Origin of the sequence: Stenotrophomonas sp. a6, from assembly GCF_030913325.1 — a bacterium.
Lineage (GTDB): Bacteria > Pseudomonadota > Gammaproteobacteria > Xanthomonadales > Xanthomonadaceae > Stenotrophomonas > Stenotrophomonas maltophilia.
In genome coordinates, this window is sequence record NZ_CP133161.1 from 3,728,836 (window position 1) to 3,754,692 (window position 25,857).

Genomic DNA, 25,857 nt, shown 5'->3' on the forward strand with positions numbered 1-25,857 from the left:
CGACCATCCCCGGCCTGCCAAGGAGACATCCATGTTCAATACCCTGCTGGTCGCCCTGGATGGTGGCCCCCAGCACGCACGCGTGCTCGACCTGGCCGCCGCCATCGCCGGCCCCCACAGCCGCCTGCACCTGCTGTGCGTGCTCGACCCCGAATTCGCGCTGGCGGCCGATGCCAGCGAAGCCGACCGCATCGAGTACCCGGAAGCCGCCCGCCAGCGCTCGCGGGCCGAAGCGGTGCTGGCCGAAGCCCTGGCCGAGCTGCGCGAACGCGGCATTGACGCCATCGCGCAGATTCCCTCCGGTGACCCTGGCGAAGTGATCAGCGAGCAGGCCCGGCGCCTGAAGTGCGACCTGATCGTCATCGGCCACCGCCACCTGTCCCGGCTGGAACGCCTGTTCGAACCCTCGATCGGGCAATGGACCATCGACCACGCGCCCTGTCCGGTACTGGTGGAAACCCGCGACCCACAGCCCTAGCCACCATGGCCTCCCGTTCCCCGTTGTTTCCCACCCGGGTCAACTACCGCGCCTTCGGTCGACAGTTCGGCCGCGGCGAACAGGCGCTGCTGGGCGCGATACGGCAGCTGCGCGACCCCGATCTGCAGGCCGATGGCCTTGCCCAGCTGAGCGGACTCGGGCTTGGCCAGGAGGGATGCGACGCCTTCATCGGCCTGCTGCCGCTGCTGGCCACCCCCGCCGCTCCGATCGATCTGCTGCCGGCCGGCTCTCCCTTCATTGCCGCCAGCGAACTGGACCTGCTGGTCTGCCTGCTGCGCATCGCACAATGGCGGCATGCGCGGCCCCGCGAAGACGACACGCTGGCACCGTTGCGCCGGCAACTGGCACGCTGTGCGATGGCCGTGCAGGCGGCAAACCTGCCGTTGCGGCAACGCTCATTGTCACCGGTCGGGCTGAGGCTGCTCGATCCGACCGGCTGGTTGCGGCAGCGATAAGCCGTCGCGCCCCCCGTGTGATCGCATGCAGAGAGCTGCTCAGCAGTCCATCGTTCCGTGCGTGCTGCCCTCGTCGTCCAGCACATGCGCATGCAGGATCACCTGGTTGCGGCCAGCCCGCTTGGCGGCATACAGGCCGGCATCGGCGTCTGCCAGCAACTGATCGGCACTGGCCAGAGCCGGCGGATGCAGGTAACCCACGCCGACGCTGATGCTGACCGGGCCTTCCGGCAAGGGCAGCGCTTCGACCGCTTCGCGCAGCCGCTCGGCCAGCGCCAGCACGCCCGACAACGGGCTTCCGGGCACGATGACGGCGAACTCTTCACCGCCATAACGCGCAACGCTGTCACCACCGCGACCGGCTATGGCCTTCAGCACCCCGGCCACCGCCTGCAGGCAACGATCACCGGCCGGATGGCCGTGCTGGTCGTTGAAGGCCTTGAAGTGGTCGATATCCACCAGCAGCAGGCCCAGCTCGGTGCCGCTGCGCCGTGCGCGATTCCACTCGGACGTCAGCCGTGCGTCGAACTCGCGGCGGTTGGCCACGCCGGTCAGGCCATCCTGCCGCGCCAGTTGATCCAGTGCTGCCTGGCGTTCCAGAAGATCGGTCTGCAGCAGGACGCTGCGCAGGCCGAAGCCAAGGGTGGCTACGACGAAGCCGGCAACGGCCAACGGCCGCGCATGATCGACCACCAGCGTGCCGACCACCAGCAGCAGCAATGGCAGGATGATCGGACCGGCGGCCTGCACCGTCCTCGCCAGCCGCGGGTGCGGCGTTGTGCCTGCGTCCGGCGCCGTGTCCAGCGCCAGGCAGGCGATCAGCAGGAAAGGTATGTCAATCAGCAGATCGTTGAACGCACCGAATGCATCGTCGGACGTGTAATGGTTGATGTAGTAGGCCACCAGCAGATAGGCCATCGCGTACAGCGCCAGTGCGCGGAAGAACCTGCGCCGTTCGGGCACGTCGCCGGCCAGCCATCGCACCACGGCGAACGCGGCGATACACAGGTTCTGGATGTCGAACATGCGCTGCATGTTGGACATCGCATGGGCGTCGACCTCGACACGGGCGGCGAACGATGCGGTGTGCACGAAGAACAGCACACCCAGCAGCGCCGCCATCGCCGCGTCGATCAGGCTGATGCTCAGGCGCTCGCGGCGTGCCCGCGCCAGGATGAACACCAGGGGCACGCCATACAGCACGTACAACAACAGGCTGACGCGTGGGGTGAAGTCAGCCCGGCCGGCACCCAGCGCATCCACCATGTTGAACGTCATGCCGCCGGCCCACAGCAGCAGTGCCATCGCGGTAGAACGCCAGCCCAGAGCGGCGCGGTCACGTTGCGCCCGCACCAGGCACGCGGCGGCGGCCAGCAGCGGTGCGCCGGTCAGGAAAACGAAGGAGCCTACCCCGGCGGGGCCAGGCCACAGGGCCAGCACCAGGCCATGGCACAGCACATACAGCAGCGCCAGCACTACCGGCATGCATCCCCCCGATCCGCAAGGCCGTCTACGCGCACGATAGCGCGCCGGCACGCCACAGCGGCGTGATCCACTGCGGCAAAACGACACTCCGAGTGCACCGCGATGGTAGTGCCGGCCGCTGGCCGGCAAACCCAATGAATCACAGGGCTGCAGGTTGCCGGCCAGCGGCCGGCGCTACCGGAAAGCCCTCAGCCCTGCAGGGCGCGGGCGTGGTGGGCGATGTGCTCGCCGATGAAGCTGGCGATGAAGTAGTAGCTGTGGTCGTAGCCGGGCTGCAGGCGCAGGGTCAGCGGATGGCCGGCGGCGTCGCAGGCCTGCTGCAGGCGCTGCGGCTGCAACTGGGTCTGCAGGAACTCGTCCGCCTCGCCCTGGTCGACCAGCAGCGGCAGGCGCTCGTCAGCCATAGCGATCAGCTCGCAGGCATCCCATTGCGCCCAGTCGGCCGGGTTGTCGCCCAGATAGGCATGGAAGGCCTTCTGCCCCCACGGCACGTGGCTGGGCGCGACGATCGGCGAAAACGCCGACACGCTGCGATAGCGCCCGGGGTTACGCAGCGCGATCACCAGCGCGCCATGGCCGCCCATCGAATGGCCACTGATCGCGCGCGCGTTGGTCACCGCGAAGTTCGCCTCGATCAGCGCCGGCAGCTCCTGCGCCACGTAGTCATGCATGCGGTAGTGCTTCGCCCACGGTGCGCGGGTGGCATTGAGGTAGAACCCTGCCCCCTTGCCCAGGTCGTAGCCCTCGGCATCGGCTACGTCATCACCGCGCGGGCTGGTGTCGGGCGCGACGATGATCACACCGTGCTCGGCCGCATAACGCTGCGCGCCGGCCTTGGTGATGAAATTCTGCTCGGTGCAGGTCAGGCCGCTCAGCCAGTACAGCACCGGCAGCTTCTGTGTTTCCGCCTGCGGTGGCAGGTACACGGCGAACTGCATGTCGCAGCCCAGCGTGGTCGAATGATGGCGGTAGACGTCCTGCCAGCCGCCGAAACAGGCGCGGTGTTCAATGCGTTCCATGGTGCTCTCCTGCGCGGCGCGTCAGCGCACGCGTGCTTCTGGTAGATGCCGACCTTGGTCGGCTTATCCACGCCCGGCGTGGATGCCTTGGTTGATCAGTTCATCCAGCTGCGCCAGCAGGCGCAGCAACGATTCGACGCCAGGCTGGCCGTCCAGGTTGCGATACGCCGCCACCGCCACGTCGCTGCGTGGTGGCCACTGGCCGTCGGCGCGGGCTTCGTGCAGGCGCGGCAGGAATACCTGCGCAAGCCACTGCTCGAACGGCATGCCATCGTCGCTGCCGAAGGCCGAAGTCACCGCACGCGGTGGTCCCACCTCGCCGTCGACCCAGCCCAGCGCACGCAACGCCTGCTCGATCGGCACCACCAGGGCCGCGCGCGGGTCTTCCGCACGCGGCCGGCGCAGGGCATCGAACCAGCCCATGACGCGGCTCAGTAGTGGACCACCGAACGGATCGACTTGCCTTCATGCATCAGGTCGAAGGCGTCGTTGATCTTGTCCAGGTCCATGGTGTGGGTGACGAACGGAGCCAGTTCGATATCGCCCTTCATCGCATCCTCGACCATGCCCGGCAGCTGGCTGCGGCCCTTCACGCCGCCGAAGGCGGTGCCCATCCACTTGCGTCCGGTCACCAACTGGAACGGACGGGTGGAGATCTCCTGGCCCGAACCGGCCACGCCGATCACCACGCTCTGGCCCCAGCCACGGTGCGCGCATTCCAGCGCCGCGCGCATCACGTTGACGTTGCCGATGCACTCGAAGCTGTGGTCCACGCCCCAGGTGGTCATTTCAACGATGACCTGCTGGATCGGCTTGTCGAAATCCTTCGGATTGATGCAGTCGGTGGCACCGAATTCGCGCGCCAGCTCGAACTTGGACGGGTTGGTGTCCACCGCGATGATGCGGCCGGCCTTGGCCTGGCGTGCACCCTGGATCACCGCCAGGCCGATGCCACCGAGGCCGAACACGGCCACGCTGTCGCCTTCCTGCACCTTGGCGGTGTTGTGCACCGCGCCAATGCCGGTGGTGACGCCACAGCCGAGCAGGCAGACGTGCTCCGGGTTGGCGTCCGGGTTGATCTTCGCCAGCGAGACCTCGGCAACGACGGTGTACTCGCTGAAGGTCGAGCAGCCCATGTAGTGGTACAGCGGCTCGCCGTTGTAGCTGAAGCGGCTGGTGCCATCGGGCATCACACCCTTGCCCTGGGTGGCGCGCACGGCCACGCACAGGTTGGTCTTGCCGCTCTTGCAGAACAGGCACTCGCCGCACTCGGCGGTGTACAGCGGAATCACGTGGTCGCCGGGCTTGACGCTGGTCACGCCCTCGCCGACCTCCACCACGATGCCGGCACCTTCATGGCCCAGCACCACCGGGAACAGGCCTTCCGGGTCATCGCCGGACAGGGTGAACGCATCGGTGTGGCAGACACCGGTATGGGTGATCTTCACCAGCACCTCGCCTGCCTTCGGCGGGGCGACGTCGATCTCGACGATCTGCAGCGGCTGGCCGGGACCAAAGGCGACGGCGGCACGGGATTTCATGGGTGGATTCTCCAGAGACAGGCAATGACAGGATGGGCGGCGCCATGTTGCGCCGTCGTTTACTTCAGGTACGAGCGGATCAACGCGCTCATATCGCGCACGCGTTCGGCGCGTTGTTCATCGGAGGCTGCGGGTTGCCCGAACTCCTCGCGCAGATGAGCCTCCATCACCTCGGACATCAGGCCGTTGACCGCGCCACGGATGGCGGCGATCTGCTGCAGCACCGGCCCGCAGTCGGCGCCGGCTTCCAGCGCGCGGTCCAGCGCATCGCACTGGCCGCGGATGCGGCGCACGCGGGCCAGGACCTTTTTCTTCTCTTCGGGGGAGTGCGGCATGGCGGGCCACCTCGGAACTATACTGGGGGATAGTATACAAGCCGAAGTCACGAACTCAATCCTGGCCGGCTCAATCGAACAATCCCTCACCCGCCAACCGGGTCAGTTCATCCACCACGTAGCGCACCTTGGGCCGCAGGTGGCGCGTCGGTGGCCACAGCGCGTGGATATCGATGTGCCGTTGCATGTGCGCATCCAGCACCGACCGCAGCGCGCCGGAATCCAGGTGACGGCGTACCAGTGAAACCGGCATCTGGCAGATACCAAGCCCGGCGATGGCCGCCTCGATCACCGCGTCGCCGTCATTGAGTTGATACGGCGCATTCGGGATGAATGTCCCTTCGTCCTCCTCGCTACCGATCCGCCACCACACCGGTTGCCCGTGGCGGAAGCCAACAATGCTGCGGTGCTGCGCCAGTTCCTCCACCGTGCGTGGCACGCCGTGCGCCTGCAGGTACTCCGGCGATGCGCAGGTGACCAGTCGCTGACGCCCCAGCCGCCGCGCCACCAGATGCTCGGCCTGGTGCAGCCCGCCGAAGCGGATCAGCAGGTCGATGCCTTCCTCGACGGGATCGACGAAATGATCGGTGAAGGTCATCGTCAACTGCAGGTCCGGGTACTGCCGGCACAGCCGCAACAGCACCGGCAGCACCACCAGGCGCCCGAACGAGGATGGCATGTCGATGCGCAGCCGCCCGCTGGGCAGGCCGGCCGAACCCAGGCAGGCCTCGGCGGCGGAGATTTCTTCCAGCGCCGCCGCGCACGATGCGTAGTACGCCTCGCCATCGGTGGTCAGCGCGATGCGCCGCGTGGTGCGGTGGAACAGGCGCACCCCCAGCCGCGCTTCCAGCCGGGCGATGGCCTTGCCCACCGCCGAGCGCGAGATGCCCAGCGCGTCGGCGGCCTCGGTGAAGCTGCCTGAGCGGGCCGTGGTGACGAACGTGACCAGGCCATTCAACGATTCCAGCGGCAGCATCGTTCGCGCTCCATTGGGGACAAATAGTCCCGCACCCAGGGAGATCGAAGCGCTTTATGCGCCCGCATGTCAACTCCATCCTGTGTGCATCGCGCCGCTGGCGCCTTCCCCCGCATCGAGATGACCGACATGACCGCCGCCCTGTTCCGCCCCTTCGACCTTGCAGGCACTTCCCTGCGCAACCGCATCGCGATGGCGCCGATGACCCGTGCCCGCAACCCCGGAGCGGTCGCCAACGAACTCACCGCGCAGTACTACCGGCAGCGCGCCAGCGCCGGCCTGATCATCAGCGAAGGCACGCCTGTCTCGCCGCAGGGCCAGGGCTACATCGACGTGCCGGGCATCTGGTCGGCCGAGCAGGTGGCCGGGTGGAAGCGTGTCACCGAGGCGGTGCATGCCGCACAGGGCACGATCTTCGCCCAGCTCTGGCACGTCGGCCGCATGTCGCATTCCTCGCTGCAGCCCGGCGGTGGGCAACCGGTCAGCGCCGGTACCCGCCCGGTGGCCAGCGCACCGAAGAACACCTCGTTCGTGTACCTGGACGATGGCAGCCGCGGCCACGCCGATCCCACTCCGGCACGTGCACTGGAGACTGCGGAGATCCCCGGTATCGTCGACGACTTCGTGCGCGGGGCAGACAACGCCATTGCGGCCGGCTTCGACGGCATCGAACTGCATGCCGCCAACGGTTACCTGTTCGAGCAGTTCCTCAACCCGCTCATCAACCAGCGTGATGATCGCTACGGCGGCTCGCTGCCCAATCGTGCGCGCTTGATCCTGGAAACCGTCGATGCGATGGCGCAGCGTATCGGTGCGCATCGCATCGGCGTGCGCCTGGCACCGAACAACCTCACCTTCGACATGCCGTTCTACCCCGACAACGAAGCCACCTATCTGTACCTGGCCGAGGAACTGGGCAAGCGTGGGCTGGCCTACGTGCACCTCAACGACAACCTGCAGGCGGGCCGGTCGGTGCTGGGCGAGGCGTTTCTGCGGCAGTTCAGGCAGGCCTACGGTGGCACCGTCATCCTGGCAGGTGGCATGACCCGCGAACGCGCCCTGCAGCTGGTCGAAGCGGGCACCATCGACCTGGCCGCGTTCGGCCAGCCGTTCATCGCCAACCCGGATCTGGTCGAACGCCTGCAGCGCAACATCGCGTTGGCCACGCCCGACCGCAGCACCTATTACGGTGGCGGCGAAGCAGGCTACCTCGACTACCCGGCCGCGGGCTGATCCCCCACGGGGTCGGAGCCCTTTCCAACGGAAAGGGCTCTGACCCCTGTTCGGCGCACAAGGCGTCAGAGCCACGCTGCGCGCGGATCCGACCCCGGCCTTCAGGCGTCCTCGCGCACGTAGGCGAACGACTCGTCCAACCGCTCGAAGCCGATCACCTCAGCGACGATGGCCTGTGCATCCTCGTCGCTGATGTTTCCTTCAGCGATATCGTCAACGCGGGCGAACAGCCGCTGCAGGGCTGCGTACTGGTCATCGCGCAGGAACGGCTGGTGGCTCTGCAGCCAGCGCCGCAGGTTGCTGGCCAGCTCGCCGTGCGACAGCAGCGTGTACGGCCCCTGGTAGTCAGCAACGGCTTCGACCATCTTGCGGAACAGGAAATCCTGATAGCTGGCGGCCAGCACATCGGCACGATCATCGTCATGCCACGCCAGCACGACGGGGGGCTCGGCAAAGCCGGGCGCGTTGCTCCAGAAGCAGTAGCTGTCGCCGCCGCCGGTCCGCGCAAAGGGCAGCAACTGCAGGTCAGTGCGCAGGGGATTGTAATGATCCTCCGCGGTCAGCTCCTGCCACGCCTCGAGCAGTTCATCGTGTTCCAACGGCTCATAGTCCTGGGCATACAGCAGCACCGGCGGATCCGCCTGCAGCGTCGGGAATACCACCTCGGACCATTCCGGATGTGGGGCACCCCAACTCAACCGATCCGCTGCATGCAGCTGCTTGAACAGGGGCGGGAAGGACTGGCCGGTGGCCTGCTCGATGCCGGATAGCGCGCTCATGGATGTCCTTGTCGATGGAGACCGCCCAGCTTGCCCGAATCCGCGCAGGAGATGAACCGGCCGCAGCACGCGGCAGGACTAGACTGCGACCACCGGATGCCGCCCATCGCTGCCATGAACCCCACTGCCCACAGCTTCATCGTCAACCTCGACGTGCCCGACCTGGCCGCCGCCGAAGACTTCTACATCCGGGCCTTCGGCCTGCGCATCGGCCGCCGTCTCGGCCCGGGCGCCGTGGAGCTGCTCGGTGGGCCAACGCCGCTCTACCTGCTGCACAACGACGCCGGCAGCGCCGCCACCGAAGACGGCGACGTGCGCGACTACGAGCGCCATTGGACGCCGCTGCACCTGGATTGGGTGGTGGATGACATCGAAGCCGCGCTGGTACGTGCAGTCGCAGCCGGAGCGACGCTCGAGCAATCCATACGCGAGCGTCGCTGGGGGCACATCGCCGTGCTGGCCGATCCGTTCGGCCACGGCTTCTGCCTGATCCAGTTCAGCGGCGAAGGCTACGACGCACTGGTCGAATGACCGCTGCACCGCTCACCACGGCAACGGCACCGCTTCGCCGTTGGCGCGCTCACCGTAGTACAGCGACGGCAGCAGGCGCGAGAGGAAACTGAACTCCGTGTAGCAGTGCTTGAGCAGGCCCAGGCCGACCGCATCGCCGGCATCGCGGTGCGGATCGGTGCTGTCCAGGCCGAGCACGAAGCGGCTGCGCAGCACACAGCCAAACGGCGTATCGCGTGCGACGTGCAGCATCTGCCCGTCGCAGGGGTCAGCGTTTGCATCCAGGCGGACCTGGTCGCCGAAGCCGATGCGCGCGGCGATCACCGCCGATACATCGCCTGCATCCTGTGCCGCCTGCAGGCGCTCGGGCACCAGCAACGTGCGCGGGTCATGGAACTTCAAGCGCGCCGCCACCGGCGGAATGTCGGCCAGCGATTCCACCGCATGGATGCTGGCACCGTGGTAGCTGCGTCCGCGCTGCCAGGCCTCGTCCCAGCCGCGATGCTCGACATGATCGACCGGATGCCACCAGCGGATGTGCTGGGTGGTCTCGAAGAAGGTGAACCACCAGTCCAGCATACGGCCCTTGCAGCCGTGCAGATCGGTACGCACCGCCACCAGCAGGGTGCCGTCTTCGCGGCGCTGGATGCCGGTTTCCAGGCGCATCGGTGCCGGGTCGAGCAGATCGTGGTGGTCCAGCCAGGCGCGGGCATTCACAGCGGTATCCATCGGGGTCTCCTGCGGTGTTGGGAGTCCCGACAATACGGAAACGCTATTCGTTTCGCAATTGACCGGATGCGGTAAGATGGGCGCAATGAACAGCACCACCCTGCCCGAGCCACCTCCACCAACCCGCCGCCGCGGCCGCCCTGCGCGGCCGGAAGCCGAAGTCCGCCACGCCGTGCTGCAGGCCACGCTGGAACTGCTGCTGGCGCAGGGCTACGAGGCCACCACCATCGAAGCGGTGGCGGCGCACGCCGGGGTGGCGAAGAAGACCGTCTACCGCCACGCCAGCAATCGCGAGGAACTGGTTGGGTTGGCGGTGCGTGAGTGGACCGACGGCTTCGCGCCACAACTGCAGCGCGATGCGCGCAATGCCCAAGAGGTCGTGCCGTTGCTGCAGGACATCCTGCACGCGGTGTGCGCGCAGGCGCTGTCGGCGCAGGCGGTGCAGGTATTCCGCCTGCTGGCCACCGACTTTCCCGGCAAGGACGCGCTGCTGCAGGCCTATCTGGACAACGGCATCGAACGCGGCCGTGCGCTGCTGGCCGACTGGCTGGCGCGCCAGCAACAGCGTGGGCTGCTGCGCGAGGGAGATCCTGTTCGCATGGCGCGATTGCTGCTGGCGATGGCCGTGGCCGAGCCGCTGCGCGAACGCGTGATCGGTGTGGTGGCCGAGGATGCGCCGGTGGACGTGCACCTGCGCGACTGCGTGGCGTTGTTGGCGCCGGTGTTGCAGGCGCCGTAAGGTTGCTCCATCCACGCGTGGCGTGGATCTACCGGCCGGTCCCGATTCGTTGGTCGGCAATGGCCTGCCCCGGTGGGTGCCGACCGTTGGTCGGCAATGGCCTTCCCCGGTGAGTGCCGACCGTTGGTCGGCACCACATCATCCATCGCAACTCACTCGCGCAGCATATCCACGAACGCGCGCAACGCACCGGGCATCTGCCGCTGCTTCGGGTAGTACAGCGCGAAGCCGGCGAACGGTTCGCTCCAGTCTTCCAGCACTGCCACCATCTGGCCGGATTCGATGTACGGGCGGGCGGTGTCTTCCAGCACATAGGCCAGGCCGATGCCATCGAGTACCGCTCTGACCACGGTGCCCTGCTCGCACAGCGTCAGCCGCCCCGGTACATCGATCTCCAGCGCCTGCCCACCGCGCTCGAACTGCCACTTGTACAGATGCCCGCTGGCGAAGCGGAAGCGGATGCATTCGTGTGTGGCCAGGTCGCGCGGATGCTGTGGCGCCGGCCGCCGCCGCAGGTAGTCCGGCGAGCCGACAATCAAGCCACGCAGCGGTGGGCCCATCGGCACCGCCACCATGTCCTCGGGTACGAACTCGTGCAGGCGCACGCCGGCGTCGTAGCCTTCGGCAACGATATCGACCAGGCCATCGTTCTCGGTCAGCTCCACCCGCACGTCGGGATGGGCGTGCAGGAAGCGCGCCAGCCGTGGCCCCAACTGGGTCGGCACTGCGGCGCGGGTAGCATTGATACGCAGCAGGCCCGCCGGCGCGGCGCGGAACTGGTTCATCTCCTCCAGCGCGTCATTCACCTGGCCCAGCGCGGGCTGCAGGCGTTCCAGCAGGCGTTGCCCGGCCTCGGTCAGGGCCACGCTGCGGGTGGTGCGATGGAACAGGCCAACGCCCAAGCGTTCCTCCAGCGCGCGGATCGCATAGCTCACCGCCGAGGTCGACAGCGCCAGCTCGGCGCCGGCACGGCGGAAGCTGCGGTGACGGGCGACCGCCGCGAACGCGGCCAGGTGGGTGAGATTGTCAGTGGCCATGATTGTGCAGTTTCACTTGATGAATCATGCCGATATCCGTGCTTCTTGCGGCTGGGTACGGGGCGTATTGTAAAACGCCTTTCGACAAACCCTGCCAAGGATTCCCCATGTCCCTCGCCCGTGGTTACGCCGCCCACTCCCATACCGACCCGCTGGTGCCCTTCGAGTTCGAGCGCCGCGCGGTCGGCCCGGACGATGTGCGCATCGAGATCCTCTACAGCGGCATCTGCCACTCCGACCTGCACCAGGCCCGCGACGACTGGGGTGGCTCGATCTACCCGATGGTGCCGGGCCACGAGATCATCGGCCGCGTGACCGAGGTCGGCAGCAACGTCACCCGCTTCAAGGTCGGCGACCACGCCGGCGTCGGCTGCATGGTCGACTCCTGCCGCCACTGCGATGCCTGCGAGCACGACCTGGAGCAGTACTGCGCAGAGGGCGCGACCTGGACCTACAACGGCCGTGAACGCGAAAGCGGCGCGCCGACCTACGGCGGCTATTCCGACCACGTGGTGGTCGAACAGCGCTTCGTGGTGAAGGTGTCCGACACCCTCGACCTGAAGGCCGCCGCCCCGCTGCTGTGCGCCGGCATCACCACCTGGTCGCCGCTGCGCCACTGGAAGGTCGGCCCGGGCCAGAAGGTCGGCGTGATCGGCCTCGGTGGCCTCGGCCACATGGGCGTGAAGTTCGCCAAGGCGCTCGGCGCGCACGTGGTGATGATCACCACCACGCCGGAAAAGGGTGCCGACGCCAAGCGCCTGGGCGCCGATGAGGTGCTGGTCTCGCGCGATGCCGCGCAGATGAAGGCGCACGCGGGCAGCTTCGACTTCCTGCTCAACACCATCCCTGTTGGCCATGACACCAACCCGTACATGGGCCTGCTCAAGCGTGAAGCCACCATGTGCCTGGTCGGCGTGCTGACCGAACTGGACCCGCCGTTGACCGGTGGCAGCGTGATCTTCGGCCGCAAGCACCTGACCGGCTCGGCGATCGGCGGCATGGCTGAAACCCAGGAAATGATGGACTTCTGTGCCGAGCACGGCATCGTCAGCGATGTGGAGATGATCGACATCAAGAACGTCAACGAGGCCTGGGAACGCATGGCGAAGAACGATGTGCGCTACCGCTTCGTGATCGACATGGCGACGATGAAGAACGCGGCCTGATCCAGGGCAGATGCGAAAAAGAAAAACCCCGGCAATGCCGGGGTTTTTTCTGGTAGTGCCGGCCGCTGGCCGGCGCCCCCGCCTGGCTGCCGGCCAGCGGCCGGCACTACCGCAATCCACTCAGTACGCGAACTCGCGGAACACCGGATCGACGTCGCCGTGCCAGCGGCCATGGAACAGCGCCAGCTTGCGCTCGGCCGGGGTCAGCCCGGATTCGACGATCTCCTGCAGCACGTCCAGGAACTTGCTCTCGTCCTGGCCGTCGGCATTGCGCGCCGCGCGGCGCTTGAGGCCTTCGACGGAAATCTTCACGGCTTCGCGGGCCAGGTCGCGCACCGTGCCATTGCGGAACGGCAGGCTCATCGCATGCTTCGGCACGCCGTCGCGCAGTGCATGGCGCTCGGCCAGGGTGAAGTCACGCACCAGGTCCCACGCAGCGTCCAGCGCAGCGTCGTCGTACAGCAGGCCGACCCAGAATGCCGGCAGCGCACACAGGCGGCTCCACGGACCACCATCGGCGCCGCGCATTTCCAGGTACTTCTTCAGGCGCACTTCCGGGAACGCGGTGGTCATGTGGTCCGACCAGTCGCGCAGCGTCGGCAGCGCGCCCGGCAGCACCGGCAGCCTGGCCTGCATGAAATCGCGGAAGCTCTGCCCGCTGGCGTCGTGGTAGATGCCATCGCGGTAGGAGAAATACATCGGCACGTCGAGCAGGTAATCGACATAGCGCTCGTAACCGAAGCCATCCTCGAACACGAAGTCGAGCATGCCGGTGCGGTCAGCGTCGGTGTCGGTCCAGATGTGCGAGCGGTAGCTCAGGTAGCCGTTGGGCTTGCCTTCGGTGAACGGCGAATCGGCGAACAGCGCGGTGGCGATCGGCTGCAGCGCCAGCGATACGCGGAACTTCTTCACCATGTCCGCTTCGGTGGCGTAGTCCAGGTTCACCTGTACCGTGCAGGTGCGGGTCATCATGTCCAGGCCGAGCGAACCGACCTTGGGCATGTACGAACGCATGATCTTGTAGCGGCCCTTGGGCATCCAGGGCATCTCGTCGCGCTTCCACTTCGGCTGGAAGCCCATGCCGAGGAAACCCAGCTGCAGTTCGCCGGCCACCTGTGCCACTTCGTTGAGGTGGGTGCCGGTCTCCACGCAGGTCTGGTGGATGGTCTCCAGCGCCGCACCGGACAGTTCCAGCTGACCGGCCGGTTCCAGCGTCACCGAGGCGCCATCGCGCAGCAGGGCGATCGTGTTGCCATTCTCCTGCACCGGCTCCCAGCCGAAGCGGACCAGGCCGTTGAGCAGCGCTTCGATGCCGCGCTCGCCTTCGAAGGTCGGCGGGCGCAGGTCATCCAGGCGGAACCCGAACTTCTCGTGCTCGGTGCCGATGCGCCACTGCGCGCGGGGCTTCTCGCCGGAGGCGATCACCTCCACCAGCTGCGAGCGGTCGGTAATGGGGGTATCGGCGACGTGGCTGGGGCTCGACAAGGGAAAGGCTCGCTGGACGGTGGCGGGGGATGTGGGGCTCGCGGCCTTCCATCGCAAGGGCGCACTATAGCGTGGCACCCCGTTGCGTCATGCGACGGTGACGGGTTTCAGCATCCTACCGACGCCCTCTTGACCCTCGTACACTCAGAGCCATGAGCCGCCATTCACGACACCCCGAACTGCATCGCTCCGAGCGCGTCGGCTGGCTGCGAGCCGCCGTGCTGGGCGCCAACGATGGCATCGTCTCGGTGGCTGGCCTGGTGGTCGGCGTGGCCGCCAGCGGCGCCTCGGCTGCGACCATCCTGGCCACCGGCGTGGCAGGTACCGTGGCCGGCGCGATGTCGATGGCGGCGGGCGAATATGTCTCGGTGCAGACCCAGGCCGACACCGAAGCGGCCGACCTGGCAATGGAAAAGCGCGAGCTGCGCGACGATCCGCACAGCGAACTGGAGGAGCTGGCCGCGATCTACCGCCACCGCGGCCTGGAGCCTGCGCTGGCGCGGCAGGTGGCCGAACAGCTCACCGCCCACGATGCGCTGGGTGCCCACGCCCGCGACGAACTGGGCATCACCGATACCCTGCGCGCCCGCCCGCTGCAGGCAGCGCTGGCCTCGGCCGGTGCGTTCACCTGCGGTGCGGCGCTGCCAGTGCTGACCGCCCTGCTGGCGCCGGTCGACAAGGTCGCACTGATGACCACGGCCAGTACCCTGCTCGGCCTGTGCCTGACCGGCGCGGTGGCAGCCCAGGCCGGCGGCGCCCCGCCGGTACGCGGCGCGATCCGGGTGATGTTCTGGGGTGCACTGGCAATGGCCGCCGCTGCAGGCGTCGGTCGCCTGTTCGGCGCCCCGGTGACATGACCGGCATGCTGCCGCCAGTTACCGCACTGCTGGCCGAGATGGCCAGTCTGGCCGGCTGCGCACGCGCCGAAGGTTATGCGTGCATCACCGCGCGGCGCGAACATGGCGCCAGCTCGGTGGAGATTCCGCAACCGCAGTTCGCGATCCTGCTGGAAGGCCGCAAGCAGGTGCGTACCGCGCACCAGTCGCTGGAGTTCATCCCCGGCGACATCCTGCTGCTGACCCAGCGCTGCCGCATCGATGTAGTCAACACCCCCGACCCACGCAGTGGCCGCTACCTCAGCGCCATCGTGCCGCTGTGTGCCGAAGTGCTGGCGGCCGCTCGCACGCTGTGGAGCGAGGAGCTTCCCGCGCCAGGCCAGGTGATGGCGCGACTGCCGTTGATCGATCATGGCGCGGTGCTGCGCCAGTGGCGGCAATCGCTGCAGGGCGGTCGTTACAGCGAAGCGCGGCTGGCCCTGGCCTCGCTGGTACTGACCTTGTGCCGGCAGGGCCACGGCAACCTGCTGCTGCCGCAGGCACCGAGCCTGGGCGAACAGATCCGCGACCGCATCGCCGCCGAACCAGCACGCGACTGGCAATCGCGCGATGTGGAAGAACAGTTCGCGTTGAGCGGCGCGACACTGCGCCGCCGTCTTGCCGCCGAGGACACCAGCCTGCGCCAGCTGCTCACCGAGGCACGGCTGGCGCATGGCATGCAGCTGCTCTACACCACGGACCTGCCGTTGAAGACCGTGGCAGCGCGCGCGGGCTACCGGTCTGCGGCGAGTTTCAGCAAGCGCTTCGCCGAGCAGTACGGACTGGCTCCCACAGACATTTGAGGGGGTTCGGCAGGGCTTGCAGCCCTGCACCTGCTCAATGCAACGGCAACGGCAACGGCCAAAGCCAGAGCCAGAGCCAGAGCGGCATTCCGTGGGATGGCGGGGCGGTGTGGGTGGGCAGGACACGCCGTAAACCCATCCATGGGGGCTCGATGGCGCCATCCATGGCGCCAACGGTCCTGCCCACCCACACCGCCCCACCTCTGACAGATCTTCGCGACTGTTGGTAGGTGTCGACCTTGGTCGACACATCTGTCAGATATCGAATGAAACTCTGGGGTCAGATCCGTTTTCCTGCGGAAAACGGATCTGACCCCACGAGCTGACAGATCGCGGAAAACTGTCGAAGGCGGGGTGGGTCCGGTTGCGGGAGTGTCCGCGGCATGGATGCCGCGGCCAAGCCCCCATGGACGGGTTTACGGCGTCTCCCGCAACCGGACCCACCCCGCCATCCCACGGATAGCCCGCTGTCGCTGTTGCTGTTGCTTCGGCCGTTGCCCTGGCTCGTAGCGGGTGCAGGGCGCAGCCCTGCAGACAACACCCCTTCCCTGAGCATTCCGCGCAGTGGTTTGAGCGCCGCGCACACGCCGGCCACGGCACTCTGGGCACAACGGAACCGCCCGTCATCCACCGAGAACCGCCATGACCCTGCGTCCCCTGCCGCTGCGCGGCGCCCTGCTGCTGGCCCTGTCGTCCCTGCCGCTGGTCGCGCTGGCCGAGGCCACTTCGCCCGCCCCCACCCAGCAGGTGCCTGGTGTCTATCACCAGCGCATCGGTGCGCTGCAGGTCACCGCCCTGTTCGACGGCGTGGTCGCGCTCGGCCGGCAGGAAGTGGTGGACGTGCCGCCGACGCTGGTCAGCCGCCTGCTGGAAGGCCGTTATGTGCCGGAAGACAAGAAGGGCCTGCAGACCGCGATCAATGCGTTCCTGATCCGCCAGGGCAACCACCTGACCCTGGTCGACACCGGCACCGCGCAGTGCTTCGGCCCCGGCCTGGGCCAGGTGCTGGGCAATCTGCGCGCCTCCGGCGTGGACCCGGCCGAGGTGGATGAGGTGCTGCTGACCCACGCCCATCCGGACCACCTGTGCGGCGTACTCGACGCGCAGGGCAAGCCGGCCTATCCCAATGCCACGGTGTGGCTGTCCAAGGCGGATGCCGATTACTGGCTTAACCCAGCCAGCGAGGCCACCGCGCCGAAGGGCGTGCGCTTCGCCTTTCCGCTGGCACGCAATGCGGTCGCGCCATACCAGGCCAGCGGCCACCTGCGCACCTTCAGCCCCGGCGACGCCCTGCCCGGCGGCGCGGTGGCGATGGACACCCATGGCCATACGCCCGGCCATGTCTCTTACCGGTTCGACAGCCAGGGCCAGTCACTGCTGGTATGGGGTGATGTGCTGCACTTCCATGCGGTGCAGTTCGCGCACCCGGAGGCGGCATTCGAGGCCGATTCGGACCGCACAGCGGCCATCGCCAGCCGTCGCGGGCTGCTGCAGCAGGCCACCGCCAACGGCTGGTGGGTAGCCGGTGCGCACCTGCCCTTCCCCGGCCTGGGCCATGTGCGTGGCGAGGGCAAGGCCTATGCGTGGGTGCCGGCGGAGTATTCGCCGTTGTAAGGGTGTGCCGACCAAGGTCGGCACCCACCGATCGGGTAGCGCCCGGCTGCCAGCCGGGCGACCGGAAATGCCTTACTCCAGCCCCAGCCAGCCGCCGATCACGCCACGGGCCTCGTCCACGCCGGTACGGTCTTCGCCGGAGAACACCTGCACGCTGACGCTGTCGCCGTAGGCCGATTGCAGTTCCTTGCGCACCTTCTGCAGGGACTGCATCTGCTGGCTGCGGCTGAGCTTGTCGGCCTTGGTCAGCAGGGCGTGCGCCGGCAGGCCGCGCTGCACGGCGTAGGACAGCATCTGCCGGTCGTAGTCCTTCAGCGGATGGCGGATGTCCATCACCACCACCAGCCCCTTCAGGGCTTCGCGGGTGCGGAAATACTTGTCGATGAAGGCCTGCCAGTGCGCCTGCAGGTCCAGCGGCACCTTTGCATAGCCATAACCTGGCAGGTCGACCAGATGCGCTTCCGGGGTGACCTGGAAGAACACCAGCTGCTGGGTACGGCCAGGGGTCTTGGAGACACGGGCCAGGGCGTTCTGGCGGGTCAGCGCGTTGAGCGCACTGGACTTGCCGGCGTTGGAGCGGCCGGCGAAGGCCACTTCGGCCCCTTCGTCGGGCGGCAGCTGCCGCACGTTGTGGGCCGAAAGGTGGTAACGGGCGCGTTCGATGAGCAATGACATGTGCCTAGGATCGCATGTTGCGGCGCCGCGCGCCCGTGCCGGCGGCCCCTGCGGGCATTTTGCTGCACTGCTGCGTTGACCGTGCGCGGAAACGGCGTTGATAATCCGGGCGATGCCGGCGGCCACCGCCCGGCCCGGTCCATACGGAGCTTCAGCATGCGCCACGCTCGCGTTCTTGCCGTATCCGCCCTTGCCACTGCTGTAGTCGTTGCCGCTGCTGCGTTCGCGCAGACCACGTTGACCCCGCTGCCCGACAACGGGCCGATCAACACCGCCTCGCTGGAGGTGGATTTCAGCAAGACCCACTGGGGCGATGCCAAGGCCGGCCAGACCAAGGCCTCGGCCTGCGCGGCCTGCCATGGCGCCGACGGCAATTCCACGGTGGAGATGTACCCGTCCATCGCCGGCCAGAGCGAACGCTACGTCGCCCAGCAGATGGCCCTGATCGCCAATGGGCAGCGCAGCTCCGGTGCGGCGGTGGCGATGGTGCCGTTCGTGCAGAATCTCACCCCGCAGGACATGCGCGACATCGGCGCGTTCTTCGCCACGCAGAAGGCCACCGCCGGCATCGCCGATGACACGGCAGTCACCGACGGCCCGTACAAGGGCATGAAGTTCTACGAGATCGGCCAGCAGCTGTACCGTGGCGGCGACGCCAAGCGCGGCCTGCCGGCCTGCATGGCGTGCCACGGCCCCAGCGGTGCCGGTAATCCGGGTCCGGCCTATCCGCACATCGGTGGTCAGCACGCCAGCTATGTCGCGCGCCGCCTGCAGGAATACCAGGCCGGCCAGACCAACGAGACCGACAAGGCCCACTTCCAGATCATGGCGACAGTCGCGCAGAAGCTGAGCGAGCAGGAGGTGCAGGCGCTGTCGAGCTACCTGCAGGGCCTGCACAACAAGGCCGACGATGTGGCCACTGCCCCCCCGTCGGCGCAACCGGCTGCCGCCCCCTGACCACCACTGGTCGGCCCGGGCCGCCACCACGGCCCGCGCCTGCGGTATGTTTCCTTCACGCCGGCGACCGCGCCGGCGTTGCTTTTTTCAACGGAGATGCGTGTCGATGAGGTTGATTTCCCGCCTGCTGTTGTCCGTGCTGGTGCTGCTGCCGCTGGCAGCCTGCGCCGCTACCCCCGCCAATGCCCCGCTGGTCGAGGGCAAAGACTACGAGCGCATCGCCCAGCCGGGCCCGTTCCAGCCGCTGGCCGGCAAGATCGAGGTGGTCGAGGTCTTCGGCTACACCTGCCCGCATTGCGCCCACTTCGAACCGCAGCTGGAAGCCTGGGCGGCCAAGCTGCCGGCCGACGTGCGCTTCACCCCGGTCCCGGCTGCCTTCGGTGGCGCCTGGGATGCCTGGGCACTGGCCTACTACGCCGCCGACGAGGTCGGCGTGGCCAAGCGCAGCCACGCTGCCGTGTTCAAGGCCCTGCACGAGCAGGGATCGCTGCCGATGCAGAACGTCTCGGCCGATGAGCTAGCCACCTTCTACAAGGCGTATGGCGTGACCCCGGACCGTTACCTCCAGGCCCTGCGCGGCGACGCCGTACAGAAGAAGGTCGATGCCGCGCGCGCGTTCGCCCAGCGCACCAGGATCCCGGGGACCCCGGCGCTGATCATCAACGGCCAGTACCTGGTGCGTGGCAACAGCTTCGACGACCAGCTGCGCATCGCCTCGGCGCTGATCGCCCAGGCCCGCGCTGCCCGCGGCCGCTGAACCAACACACACCACCGACACGGCGCTGTCGCCGCCGCATGTCATCATTTCCCTCTGGCCGGCGCCTGGCGCCGGCCCCACCATTCCAGATGCTGGAGACGTTTCCATGAAGATCCGTTACGCCCTCGCCCTCGCAGCGCTGCTGCCGATCCTGGCTGCCTGCAAGGCTGATGACGGCAGCACCAACACCACTGCGGCCCCGGCCGAACCGGCTGCAGCACCGGCAGCCACCACCGAACCGGCTGCTGCGCCGGCGGCGGGCAGCGAAGGCGCCGCGCCGGCTGCCCCTGAAGGCGAGAAGGCCCCGGCCGAAACTGCTCCGGCCACCGCACCGGCCCCGACCACCGCCGCACTGACCGGCCCGGCCCCGGTGGAAGGTGCCGACTACCAGGTGATCCCGAACGGCCAGCCGTTCCAGCCGGCCACCGGCAAGATCGAAGTGACCGAGATCTTCGGCTACGTCTGCCCGGCCTGCGCCGCATTCCAGCCGCTGGTCGGCCCGTGGAAGGCCGGCCTGCCGAGCGACGTGAACTTCGTCTACGTGCCGGCCATGTTCGGCGGCACCTGGGATGACTACGCCCGTGCCTTCTACGCCGCGCAGACCCTGGGCGTGCAGGAGAAGACCCACGAAGCGCTGTACGCCGCCATCCACTCGCAGAAGACCCTGAAGGGCGAGCGCGGCCGTGATTCGGTCGAAGACATCGCCAAGTTCTACGGTGCCTACGGCGTGGATCCGAAGCAGTTCGCCGCCACCATGGGCAGCTTCGCGGTGAATGCCAAGACCAACTCGGCCAAGCAGTTCGCGCAGCGCAGCCAGATCAGCGGCACCCCATCGATCATCGTCAACGGCAAGTACCTGGTGAAGGGCAAGAGCTTCCCGGACATGCTGCGCATCGCCGACCACCTGATCGCCCGCGAACGCGGTGCGGCCCAGGCTCACTGATCCAAGAGAAGCGTTTCCCGGCCGTGAATTCCCCCCGTACACGGACCCTGCGCTTGCTGACGGCCAACATCCAGGCCGGCTCAAGTACCCGCCGCTACAGCGACTATGTGACCCGCAGCTGGTCACATGCGCTGCCGGCGGGTCGCAAGCGCAGCAGCCTTGACGCGATCGCCACCTTGGCGCGCGACCATGACATCGTCGGCCTGCAGGAGGCCGACCCGGGCAGCCTGCGCTCGGGCTTCACCAACCAGACCCACTATTTGGCCCAGCGCGCCGGCTTCAATTACTGGAGCCACCAGCCGAACCGGCGCATGGGTGGGGTCGCCTCCAGCGCCAACGGCCTGTTGAGCAAGCTGGAACCGGTTGAAGTGCAGGATCACGCCCTGCCCGGCCGCATCGGCGGGCGCGGCGTGCTGCTGGCCAAGTTCGGCGATGGCGCCGATGGCCTGGCGGTGGCTGTGGCCCATCTGTCGCTGGGCGCGGGATCGCGGATGTCGCAGCTGGGCTTCATCGCCGAGCTGTTGTCCGACCACCCCAACGCGGTGCTGATGGGCGACTTCAACTGCCTGGCCGAGCGCCCGGAAATGCAGGTGCTGTACCAGAAGACCCGGCTGCAGCCCCCGGGCTGCATCGTGCCGACCTTCCCCAGCTGGCGCCCGGACCGCGCCATCGACCACATCCTGGTCAGCAGCGGCCTGCAGACCCGCACCGTGGAAGCCGTACCGGCCGCGTTCTCCGATCACCTCGCCCTGGCGATGCAGATCGACGTCCCGGCCGACGCCCTGCGCTGACTCGCCGTTACGGTAGGTGCGGACCGTTGGTCCGCACGCTCTGCGCCGGGCGCCGCCCGGCGCCCCCTAAATCGGGGCACAAACGACTTAATCCCCTCCGTCCCCTTTTTCAGGCGGTGACGGGTGCCTTCAACCGCCGCGCGGTCATCGTGCTGCCCACCGAGGCCAACACCGTGCAGCCGATCGCCAGCCACTGCAGCCCGTGCAGATGCTCGTGCAGCAACAGCATCGCCCACAGCGCGGCCACCGCCGGCTCCATGCTGATCAGGATGCCAAAGGTCTCCTTCGGCAGGCGCTTGAGCGCCATCATTTCCAGCGACATCGGGATCGCGCTGGACACCAGTGCCACCAGCAGGCCCGCCGCCAGGATCTTCGGGTCGAGCAGCGCGGCACCGGCATGCACCACGCCCACCGGTACGACCACCAGAGACGCCGCCAGCAGCCCCAGCGAGACCGAGTGCCCGGCATGCAGATGACCGGCACGCTTGCCGAACACGATGTACAGGCCCCAGCAGGCCGCAGCGCCCATCGCGTACAGCACGCCGGCCGGGTCCAGCGCGGGGCCACCGCCGATCGGCAGCAGCAACAGCAGCCCCACCGCCGCGCAGCCCACCCAGAGGAAGTCGATCGGGCGTCGTGATGACAGCATCGCCACCGTCAGTGGCCCGGTGAACTCGATGGCCACCGCGATGCCGAAGGGAATCGTGCGCAGGGCCATGTAGAACAGCAGGTTCATCAGCCCCAGAGTGAGCCCGTAGCGCAGGATGGTGATCGCATCCACGCGGCTGGTCTTCCAGCGCCATGGCCGCCAGAACAGCAGCAGCAACAGCGCTGAAAAGCCCACGCGCAGCGCGCTGGTGCCCTGCGCACCGATCAGCGGGAACAGGTGTTTTGCGTAGGAAGTGCCGATGGCCAGCGAGGTGACCGAGCCGAGCACCGCCAGCGCCGGCAACATCGGCGCAAGTCGTGAGGTCTGCATGCGCAAAGTCTATTGCGTCGGCGTCGAGCACTTGGCTCAATTGACAGCCTGTTCGTGCAACTTCTGCTCGCCATGGCCATCGCTCCCGTGCTCGACAGTTTCGACCGCGCCATCCTCGACCTCCTGCAGCGGGACAACACCCTGCCGCAGCGCGAAATCGCCGAGTCCGTGCACCTGTCCACCCCGGCCGTGCAACGGCGCATCAAGCGCCTGCAGGACAGTGGCGTGATCGCGGCCAACGTGGCGGTGGTCGCCGCAGCCAAGATCGGTCGGCCGCTGACCATCATCGTCGAGGTGCGCGTGGTCAGCGAGCAGCGCGACCGCGTGGCGCCGTTCAGGCGCCGCGTGCAGGACGACCCTGCGGTGCAGCAGTGCTACTCCATCACCGGCGATGGCGATTTCCTGCTGCTGCTTTCGGCGGCGTCGATGGAAGAGTACGAGGCCATCACCGAGCGGTTGTTCGGCGGCGATGACAACATCGAGCGCTTCCGCACCTCGGTGGCGCTGGGCACGTTGAAGCGGAGTTTCGAGGTCCCGCTGGCACCGGTTCTGTAGCGTCGAGCCATGAATACACCGTCCTCCCACGCCCACCGCCTTCGCCGCTGGTTGCTGCGTGGCCTGTGGCTGGCCATTGCGCTCGTCGCGGCGATGACGCTGTGGAACAGCCCATGGGCGGCCGCACCGAAGATGCTGTGGGCGCTCTCGCGGATGCCGCCGGCCACGCAACTACCGGTGCCGGTGGACGGCGTGCGGCCACGCCAGATCACCGATACCTTCGGCGCGCCACGTGGCCGTGACCGCTCCCACGCCGGCATCGACATCTTCGCCAAACGCGGCACCCCAGTGCGCAGCGCCACGGCCGGTGTCGTCGCGGATGTCAGCGAACGCGGGCTCGGCGGGCGCCAGGTCTGGGTGATCGGGCCCGGGCGCGAACGCTACTACTACGCCCACCTAGACGACTGGGCCGAAGGCCTGGTACGCGGCCAGGTGGTGCAGCCCGGCGATCTGCTCGGCCGTGTCGGCGACAGCGGCAACGCCAAGGGCACGCCGCCGCACCTGCACTGGGGCGTCTACGGCACCGACGGCGCGCGAAACCCGCTGCCATTGCTGCGCTGACTGCCACTGCACACCCGCAGACCGATCTGTTCATCATTTGTAAATAGGAATAGTTCGTATTACCATTTCTTTCGTTTCCGGTGGTGCCAGGACGGCCTGCCCGTCCGTTTCCCACCCGTAGCGCCTCGCCTCTGGATGCCGGCCGAGCGCGCGTGCTCGTCCAGGACCCCCATGACCCGTTCCGTCTTCCGTACGCCGCAGCCACAACGGCTGTCCGTTGCCGTGCTCGCCGTTCTCTGCGCCGTGGCCCCGGCCGCCTTCGCCGAAACCGCCGCCGATCCGACCAACCTCGACAAGGTGGTGGTGAAGGGTGAACGCGCCGAAGGCTATTCGGTGCGCCGCACCTCGGCCGGTACCCGCTTCGACCTGGCCCCGCGCGAGATCCCGCAGTCGATCAGCATCATCAGCCACCAGCGCATCGAAGATCAGAACCTCGACGACATCATCGACGTGCTGGCCAACACCACCGGCGTGACCAGCACCCAGTCCGACAGCGAACGCACCGAGTTCTACGCGCGCGGTTTCTACATCGATGCCTACCAGTTCGATGGCCTGCCGACGCAGATGGTGCAGAACTGGAGCTACGGTGATTCCGGCCTGGACCTGGCGCTGTACGACCGCGTGGAAGTGGTGCGTGGTGCCACCGGCCTGCTCAGTGGTGCCGGCAATCCGTCCGCGTCGGTGAACCTGATCCGCAAGCATGCCGACAGCGCCGAACTGACCGGCAGCGCCTCGGTGAACGTCGGCAGCTGGGGCCGCACCCGCACCACCGTGGACGTGGGCAGTGCACTGAACGCCAGCGGCACCGTGCGCGGCCGCGTGATCGGCAGCTACCTGGACACCGACGGCCAGATGGATCGCTACAACCAGCGCAAGACGCTGGGCTATGCGGTCATCGACGCCGACCTGACCCCGGACACCCAGCTGAGCGTGGGCTACGACTACCAGCAGAAGCGCGCCAACGGCGCGACCTGGGGCGGCTTCCCGATGCTGTACTCCGATGGCTCGCGCACCGGCTATGACGAATCGTTCAACGCCAGCCCGAACTGGACCTACTGGGACACCACCAGCAAGCGCGCGTTCGCCACCCTGCAGCACGCCTTCAGCAATGGCTGGAAGTTCAAGGTCGGTGCCACGCACGATGAGACCAAGGCCGACGACAAGCTGTTCTACCCGGCATACAACGACTGGACCACGGGCGCATCGAACTTCGACAGAACCAACGGCACGGGCATCTCGCCTTCCGCGGGTTTCTACAACACTGAGCGCAAGGTCACCGGTGTTGATGGCTACGTTGACGGTCCGTTCCAGCTGTTCGGCCGCGAGCACCAGTTCATGGCCGGACTGAGCTACAACAAGCGCGACTATGCCAACTACGGCGACTACCAGGTCGGTGGCGCCGGCAAGACCTGGGACCCGTTCACCAGCTACCTGCACTGGACCGGCAACATCAGCGAGCCGAACTGGAACCCGCTGGCACTGGCCAGCCAGGGCACCATCACCCAGAAGGCCGGTTACGCCGCCGCACGCCTGTCACTGGCCGATCCGTTGAAGCTGATCATCGGCGCCCGCTACACCGACTGGAAGAGCGAAGGCGAGAACGACGACCGCGAACACAAGGTGACCACCCCGTACGCCGGCCTGGTGTATGACATCAACGACACCTACTCCGCGTACGCCAGCTACACCGAGATCTTCCAGCCGCAGACCGCCCGCGACCGCAACGACCGTTATCTCGACCCGGTCGACGGCAAGAGCTACGAGGTCGGCGTCAAGGGGGCTTGGTTCGACAACCGCCTGAATGCCTCGCTGGCGGTGTTCCGCATCGAGCAGGACAACGTCGGCCAAGCCACCGGCGAGCCGGTGCAGGGCAGCCCGAACGAGTTCGCCTATCGCGCCGCACGCGGCACCGTCAGCCGTGGCTTCGAGTTCGAGGTGAACGGTGAACTGGCACCGGGCTGGAATGCCACCTTCGGCGCCTCGCGCTACGTGGCCAAGGACATCAACGACGCCGACATCAACACCAACCTGCCGCAGACCGCCCTGAAGCTTTTCACCAGCTACACCCCGCAGTCGCTGCAGGAACTGACCGTCGGTGGCGGCGCCAACTGGCAGAACCGCATCTACTACCCGGTACCTGCCTACGGCCGCATCGAGCAGAGTGGCTATGCACTGGTCAGCGCCTTCGTGCGCTACCGCATCTCGCCGGAGTTCAGCGTGCAGGCCAACCTCAACAACCTGCTGGACAAGAAGTACCTGTCGCAGATCAATGGCTACGGTGCGTATGGCGATGGCCGCAACGGCTCGCTGACGTTCACCTGGTCGTTCTGATCCAACCGGCTTTGTAGCGTCGAGCCAT

Annotated in this window: 28 protein-coding genes; 16 read left to right on the top strand and 12 right to left on the bottom strand. The window is 67.5% G+C overall.

What is annotated here, in order from left to right:
* Window positions 1-31 precede the first annotated feature (31 nt).
* Together Q9Q79_RS17085 and Q9Q79_RS17090 are read left to right on the top strand one after the other, a co-directional pair.
* Window positions 32-478 (top strand): universal stress protein, encoded by a 447-nt coding sequence (locus tag Q9Q79_RS17085; RefSeq protein ID WP_005411003.1) that lies wholly within the window; start codon window positions 32-34, stop codon window positions 476-478.
* Between the two features lie 5 nt (window positions 479-483).
* On the top strand, window positions 484-954 hold the full coding sequence (locus Q9Q79_RS17090) for a hypothetical protein (protein WP_005411004.1): 471 nt from the start codon (window positions 484-486) through the stop codon (window positions 952-954).
* Between the two features lie 39 nt (window positions 955-993).
* Here Q9Q79_RS17090 and Q9Q79_RS17095 read toward each other — a convergent pair whose 3' ends face one another.
* The 6 genes from Q9Q79_RS17095 to Q9Q79_RS17120 all read right to left on the bottom strand — a co-directional run bounded on the left by Q9Q79_RS17095 (window position 994) and on the right by Q9Q79_RS17120 (window position 6,310).
* Complete coding sequence (locus tag Q9Q79_RS17095) at window positions 994-2,439, bottom strand: GGDEF domain-containing protein (RefSeq protein ID WP_099474242.1); 1,446 nt, start codon at window positions 2,437-2,439, stop codon at window positions 994-996.
* Window positions 2,440-2,627: 188 nt separating this feature from the next.
* A complete protein-coding gene (gene fghA, locus Q9Q79_RS17100) occupies window positions 2,628-3,458 on the bottom strand; it encodes an S-formylglutathione hydrolase (protein ID WP_049459665.1) in 831 nt (276 codons plus the stop codon).
* A 63-nt stretch (window positions 3,459-3,521) separates the two neighbouring features.
* Window positions 3,522-3,881, bottom strand: coding sequence for a YqcC family protein (locus Q9Q79_RS17105; protein ID WP_111197342.1), 360 nt, complete (start codon window positions 3,879-3,881; stop codon window positions 3,522-3,524).
* Window positions 3,882-3,889: 8 nt separating this feature from the next.
* Entirely contained in the window at window positions 3,890-4,999 is a 1,110-nt protein-coding gene (locus Q9Q79_RS17110; protein WP_005411008.1) for an S-(hydroxymethyl)glutathione dehydrogenase/class III alcohol dehydrogenase, read from the bottom strand.
* A gap of 59 nt (window positions 5,000-5,058) precedes the next feature.
* Window positions 5,059-5,334 (bottom strand): formaldehyde-responsive transcriptional repressor FrmR, encoded by a 276-nt coding sequence (frmR, locus tag Q9Q79_RS17115; protein ID WP_005411009.1) that lies wholly within the window; start codon window positions 5,332-5,334, stop codon window positions 5,059-5,061.
* Window positions 5,335-5,404: 70 nt separating this feature from the next.
* Window positions 5,405-6,310: a LysR family transcriptional regulator gene (locus tag Q9Q79_RS17120; protein WP_005414458.1), complete on the bottom strand. Its 906-nt coding sequence runs from the start codon at window positions 6,308-6,310 to the stop codon at window positions 5,405-5,407.
* A gap of 129 nt (window positions 6,311-6,439) precedes the next feature.
* On the opposite strand from Q9Q79_RS17120, the gene Q9Q79_RS17125 reads away from it, so the two are divergent.
* Window positions 6,440-7,543 (top strand): alkene reductase, encoded by a 1,104-nt coding sequence (locus Q9Q79_RS17125; RefSeq protein ID WP_049433583.1) that lies wholly within the window; start codon window positions 6,440-6,442, stop codon window positions 7,541-7,543.
* A gap of 101 nt (window positions 7,544-7,644) precedes the next feature.
* Here the strand turns inward: Q9Q79_RS17125 and Q9Q79_RS17130 are convergent, their stop codons facing one another.
* Entirely contained in the window at window positions 7,645-8,322 is a 678-nt protein-coding gene (locus tag Q9Q79_RS17130) for an SMI1/KNR4 family protein (protein WP_043034024.1), read from the bottom strand.
* Between the two features lie 114 nt (window positions 8,323-8,436).
* On the opposite strand from Q9Q79_RS17130, the gene Q9Q79_RS17135 reads away from it, so the two are divergent.
* Window positions 8,437-8,853: a VOC family protein gene (locus tag Q9Q79_RS17135; RefSeq protein ID WP_043034099.1), complete on the top strand. Its 417-nt coding sequence runs from the start codon at window positions 8,437-8,439 to the stop codon at window positions 8,851-8,853.
* Window positions 8,854-8,865: 12 nt separating this feature from the next.
* Here the strand turns inward: Q9Q79_RS17135 and Q9Q79_RS17140 are convergent, their stop codons facing one another.
* On the bottom strand, window positions 8,866-9,561 hold the full coding sequence (locus Q9Q79_RS17140; protein WP_201862505.1) for a hydrolase: 696 nt from the start codon (window positions 9,559-9,561) through the stop codon (window positions 8,866-8,868).
* Window positions 9,562-9,637: 76 nt separating this feature from the next.
* Here Q9Q79_RS17140 and Q9Q79_RS17145 point away from each other — a divergent pair, with 76 nt between their 5' ends.
* On the top strand, window positions 9,638-10,300 hold the full coding sequence (locus Q9Q79_RS17145) for a TetR/AcrR family transcriptional regulator (protein ID WP_111117771.1): 663 nt from the start codon (window positions 9,638-9,640) through the stop codon (window positions 10,298-10,300).
* A 152-nt stretch (window positions 10,301-10,452) separates the two neighbouring features.
* Here the strand turns inward: Q9Q79_RS17145 and Q9Q79_RS17150 are convergent, their stop codons facing one another.
* Complete coding sequence (locus Q9Q79_RS17150) at window positions 10,453-11,337, bottom strand: LysR family transcriptional regulator (RefSeq protein WP_005411016.1); 885 nt, start codon at window positions 11,335-11,337, stop codon at window positions 10,453-10,455.
* 107 nt (window positions 11,338-11,444) lie between these two features.
* Here Q9Q79_RS17150 and Q9Q79_RS17155 point away from each other — a divergent pair, with 107 nt between their 5' ends.
* Complete coding sequence (locus Q9Q79_RS17155) at window positions 11,445-12,503, top strand: NAD(P)-dependent alcohol dehydrogenase (RefSeq protein WP_024956059.1); 1,059 nt, start codon at window positions 11,445-11,447, stop codon at window positions 12,501-12,503.
* Between the two features lie 120 nt (window positions 12,504-12,623).
* Here the strand turns inward: Q9Q79_RS17155 and Q9Q79_RS17160 are convergent, their stop codons facing one another.
* Window positions 12,624-13,988, bottom strand: a complete 1,365-nt coding sequence (locus Q9Q79_RS17160; RefSeq protein WP_005414465.1) for a glutamate--cysteine ligase — start codon at window positions 13,986-13,988, stop codon at window positions 12,624-12,626.
* Between the two features lie 152 nt (window positions 13,989-14,140).
* Here Q9Q79_RS17160 and Q9Q79_RS17165 point away from each other — a divergent pair, with 152 nt between their 5' ends.
* From Q9Q79_RS17165 to Q9Q79_RS17175, 3 genes are all read left to right on the top strand, one after another.
* A complete protein-coding gene (locus Q9Q79_RS17165) occupies window positions 14,141-14,845 on the top strand; it encodes a VIT family protein (protein ID WP_062605649.1) in 705 nt (234 codons plus the stop codon).
* The gene (locus Q9Q79_RS17170) at window positions 14,842-15,666 is read left to right on the top strand and encodes a helix-turn-helix transcriptional regulator (protein ID WP_201862503.1); all 825 of its coding nucleotides are present in this window, start codon (window positions 14,842-14,844) and stop codon (window positions 15,664-15,666) included. The genes Q9Q79_RS17165 and Q9Q79_RS17170 overlap by 4 nt, the downstream gene beginning before the upstream one ends.
* A 642-nt stretch (window positions 15,667-16,308) precedes the next feature.
* Window positions 16,309-17,280 (top strand): MBL fold metallo-hydrolase, encoded by a 972-nt coding sequence (locus Q9Q79_RS17175; RefSeq protein WP_049402420.1) that lies wholly within the window; start codon window positions 16,309-16,311, stop codon window positions 17,278-17,280.
* 72 nt (window positions 17,281-17,352) lie between these two features.
* On the opposite strand, the gene yihA is transcribed toward Q9Q79_RS17175, so the two are convergent.
* Window positions 17,353-17,955 (bottom strand): ribosome biogenesis GTP-binding protein YihA/YsxC, encoded by a 603-nt coding sequence (gene yihA / locus Q9Q79_RS17180; RefSeq protein ID WP_005411022.1) that lies wholly within the window; start codon window positions 17,953-17,955, stop codon window positions 17,353-17,355.
* Window positions 17,956-18,111: 156 nt separating this feature from the next.
* On the opposite strand from yihA, the gene Q9Q79_RS17185 reads away from it, so the two are divergent.
* From Q9Q79_RS17185 to Q9Q79_RS17200, 4 genes are all read left to right on the top strand, one after another.
* Window positions 18,112-18,912 carry a c-type cytochrome gene (locus Q9Q79_RS17185; RefSeq protein WP_005411023.1) on the top strand — a complete coding sequence of 267 codons (801 nt, stop codon included), beginning with the start codon at window positions 18,112-18,114 and terminating at the stop codon, window positions 18,910-18,912.
* A 106-nt stretch (window positions 18,913-19,018) separates the two neighbouring features.
* Window positions 19,019-19,669 carry a thiol:disulfide interchange protein DsbA/DsbL gene (locus tag Q9Q79_RS17190; RefSeq protein WP_005411024.1) on the top strand — a complete coding sequence of 217 codons (651 nt, stop codon included), beginning with the start codon at window positions 19,019-19,021 and terminating at the stop codon, window positions 19,667-19,669.
* 106 nt (window positions 19,670-19,775) lie between these two features.
* The gene (locus tag Q9Q79_RS17195) at window positions 19,776-20,612 is read left to right on the top strand and encodes a thiol:disulfide interchange protein DsbA/DsbL (RefSeq protein ID WP_049396488.1); all 837 of its coding nucleotides are present in this window, start codon (window positions 19,776-19,778) and stop codon (window positions 20,610-20,612) included.
* 53 nt (window positions 20,613-20,665) lie between these two features.
* Window positions 20,666-21,403, top strand: coding sequence for an endonuclease/exonuclease/phosphatase family protein (locus Q9Q79_RS17200; RefSeq protein WP_005411026.1), 738 nt, complete (start codon window positions 20,666-20,668; stop codon window positions 21,401-21,403).
* A gap of 109 nt (window positions 21,404-21,512) precedes the next feature.
* Here Q9Q79_RS17200 and Q9Q79_RS17205 read toward each other — a convergent pair whose 3' ends face one another.
* The gene (locus tag Q9Q79_RS17205; RefSeq protein WP_012481254.1) at window positions 21,513-22,382 is read right to left on the bottom strand and encodes an EamA family transporter; all 870 of its coding nucleotides are present in this window, start codon (window positions 22,380-22,382) and stop codon (window positions 21,513-21,515) included.
* Between the two features lie 72 nt (window positions 22,383-22,454).
* Here Q9Q79_RS17205 and Q9Q79_RS17210 point away from each other — a divergent pair, with 72 nt between their 5' ends.
* The 3 genes from Q9Q79_RS17210 to fhuE all read left to right on the top strand — a co-directional run bounded on the left by Q9Q79_RS17210 (window position 22,455) and on the right by fhuE (window position 25,829).
* A complete protein-coding gene (locus tag Q9Q79_RS17210; RefSeq protein WP_012481255.1) occupies window positions 22,455-22,937 on the top strand; it encodes an Lrp/AsnC family transcriptional regulator in 483 nt (160 codons plus the stop codon).
* A 9-nt stretch (window positions 22,938-22,946) separates the two neighbouring features.
* The gene (locus Q9Q79_RS17215) at window positions 22,947-23,498 is read left to right on the top strand and encodes a M23 family metallopeptidase (protein WP_201862367.1); all 552 of its coding nucleotides are present in this window, start codon (window positions 22,947-22,949) and stop codon (window positions 23,496-23,498) included.
* Window positions 23,499-23,669: 171 nt separating this feature from the next.
* The gene (fhuE, locus tag Q9Q79_RS17220; RefSeq protein ID WP_201862366.1) at window positions 23,670-25,829 is read left to right on the top strand and encodes a ferric-rhodotorulic acid/ferric-coprogen receptor FhuE; all 2,160 of its coding nucleotides are present in this window, start codon (window positions 23,670-23,672) and stop codon (window positions 25,827-25,829) included.
* Window positions 25,830-25,857: the final 28 nt, after the last annotated feature.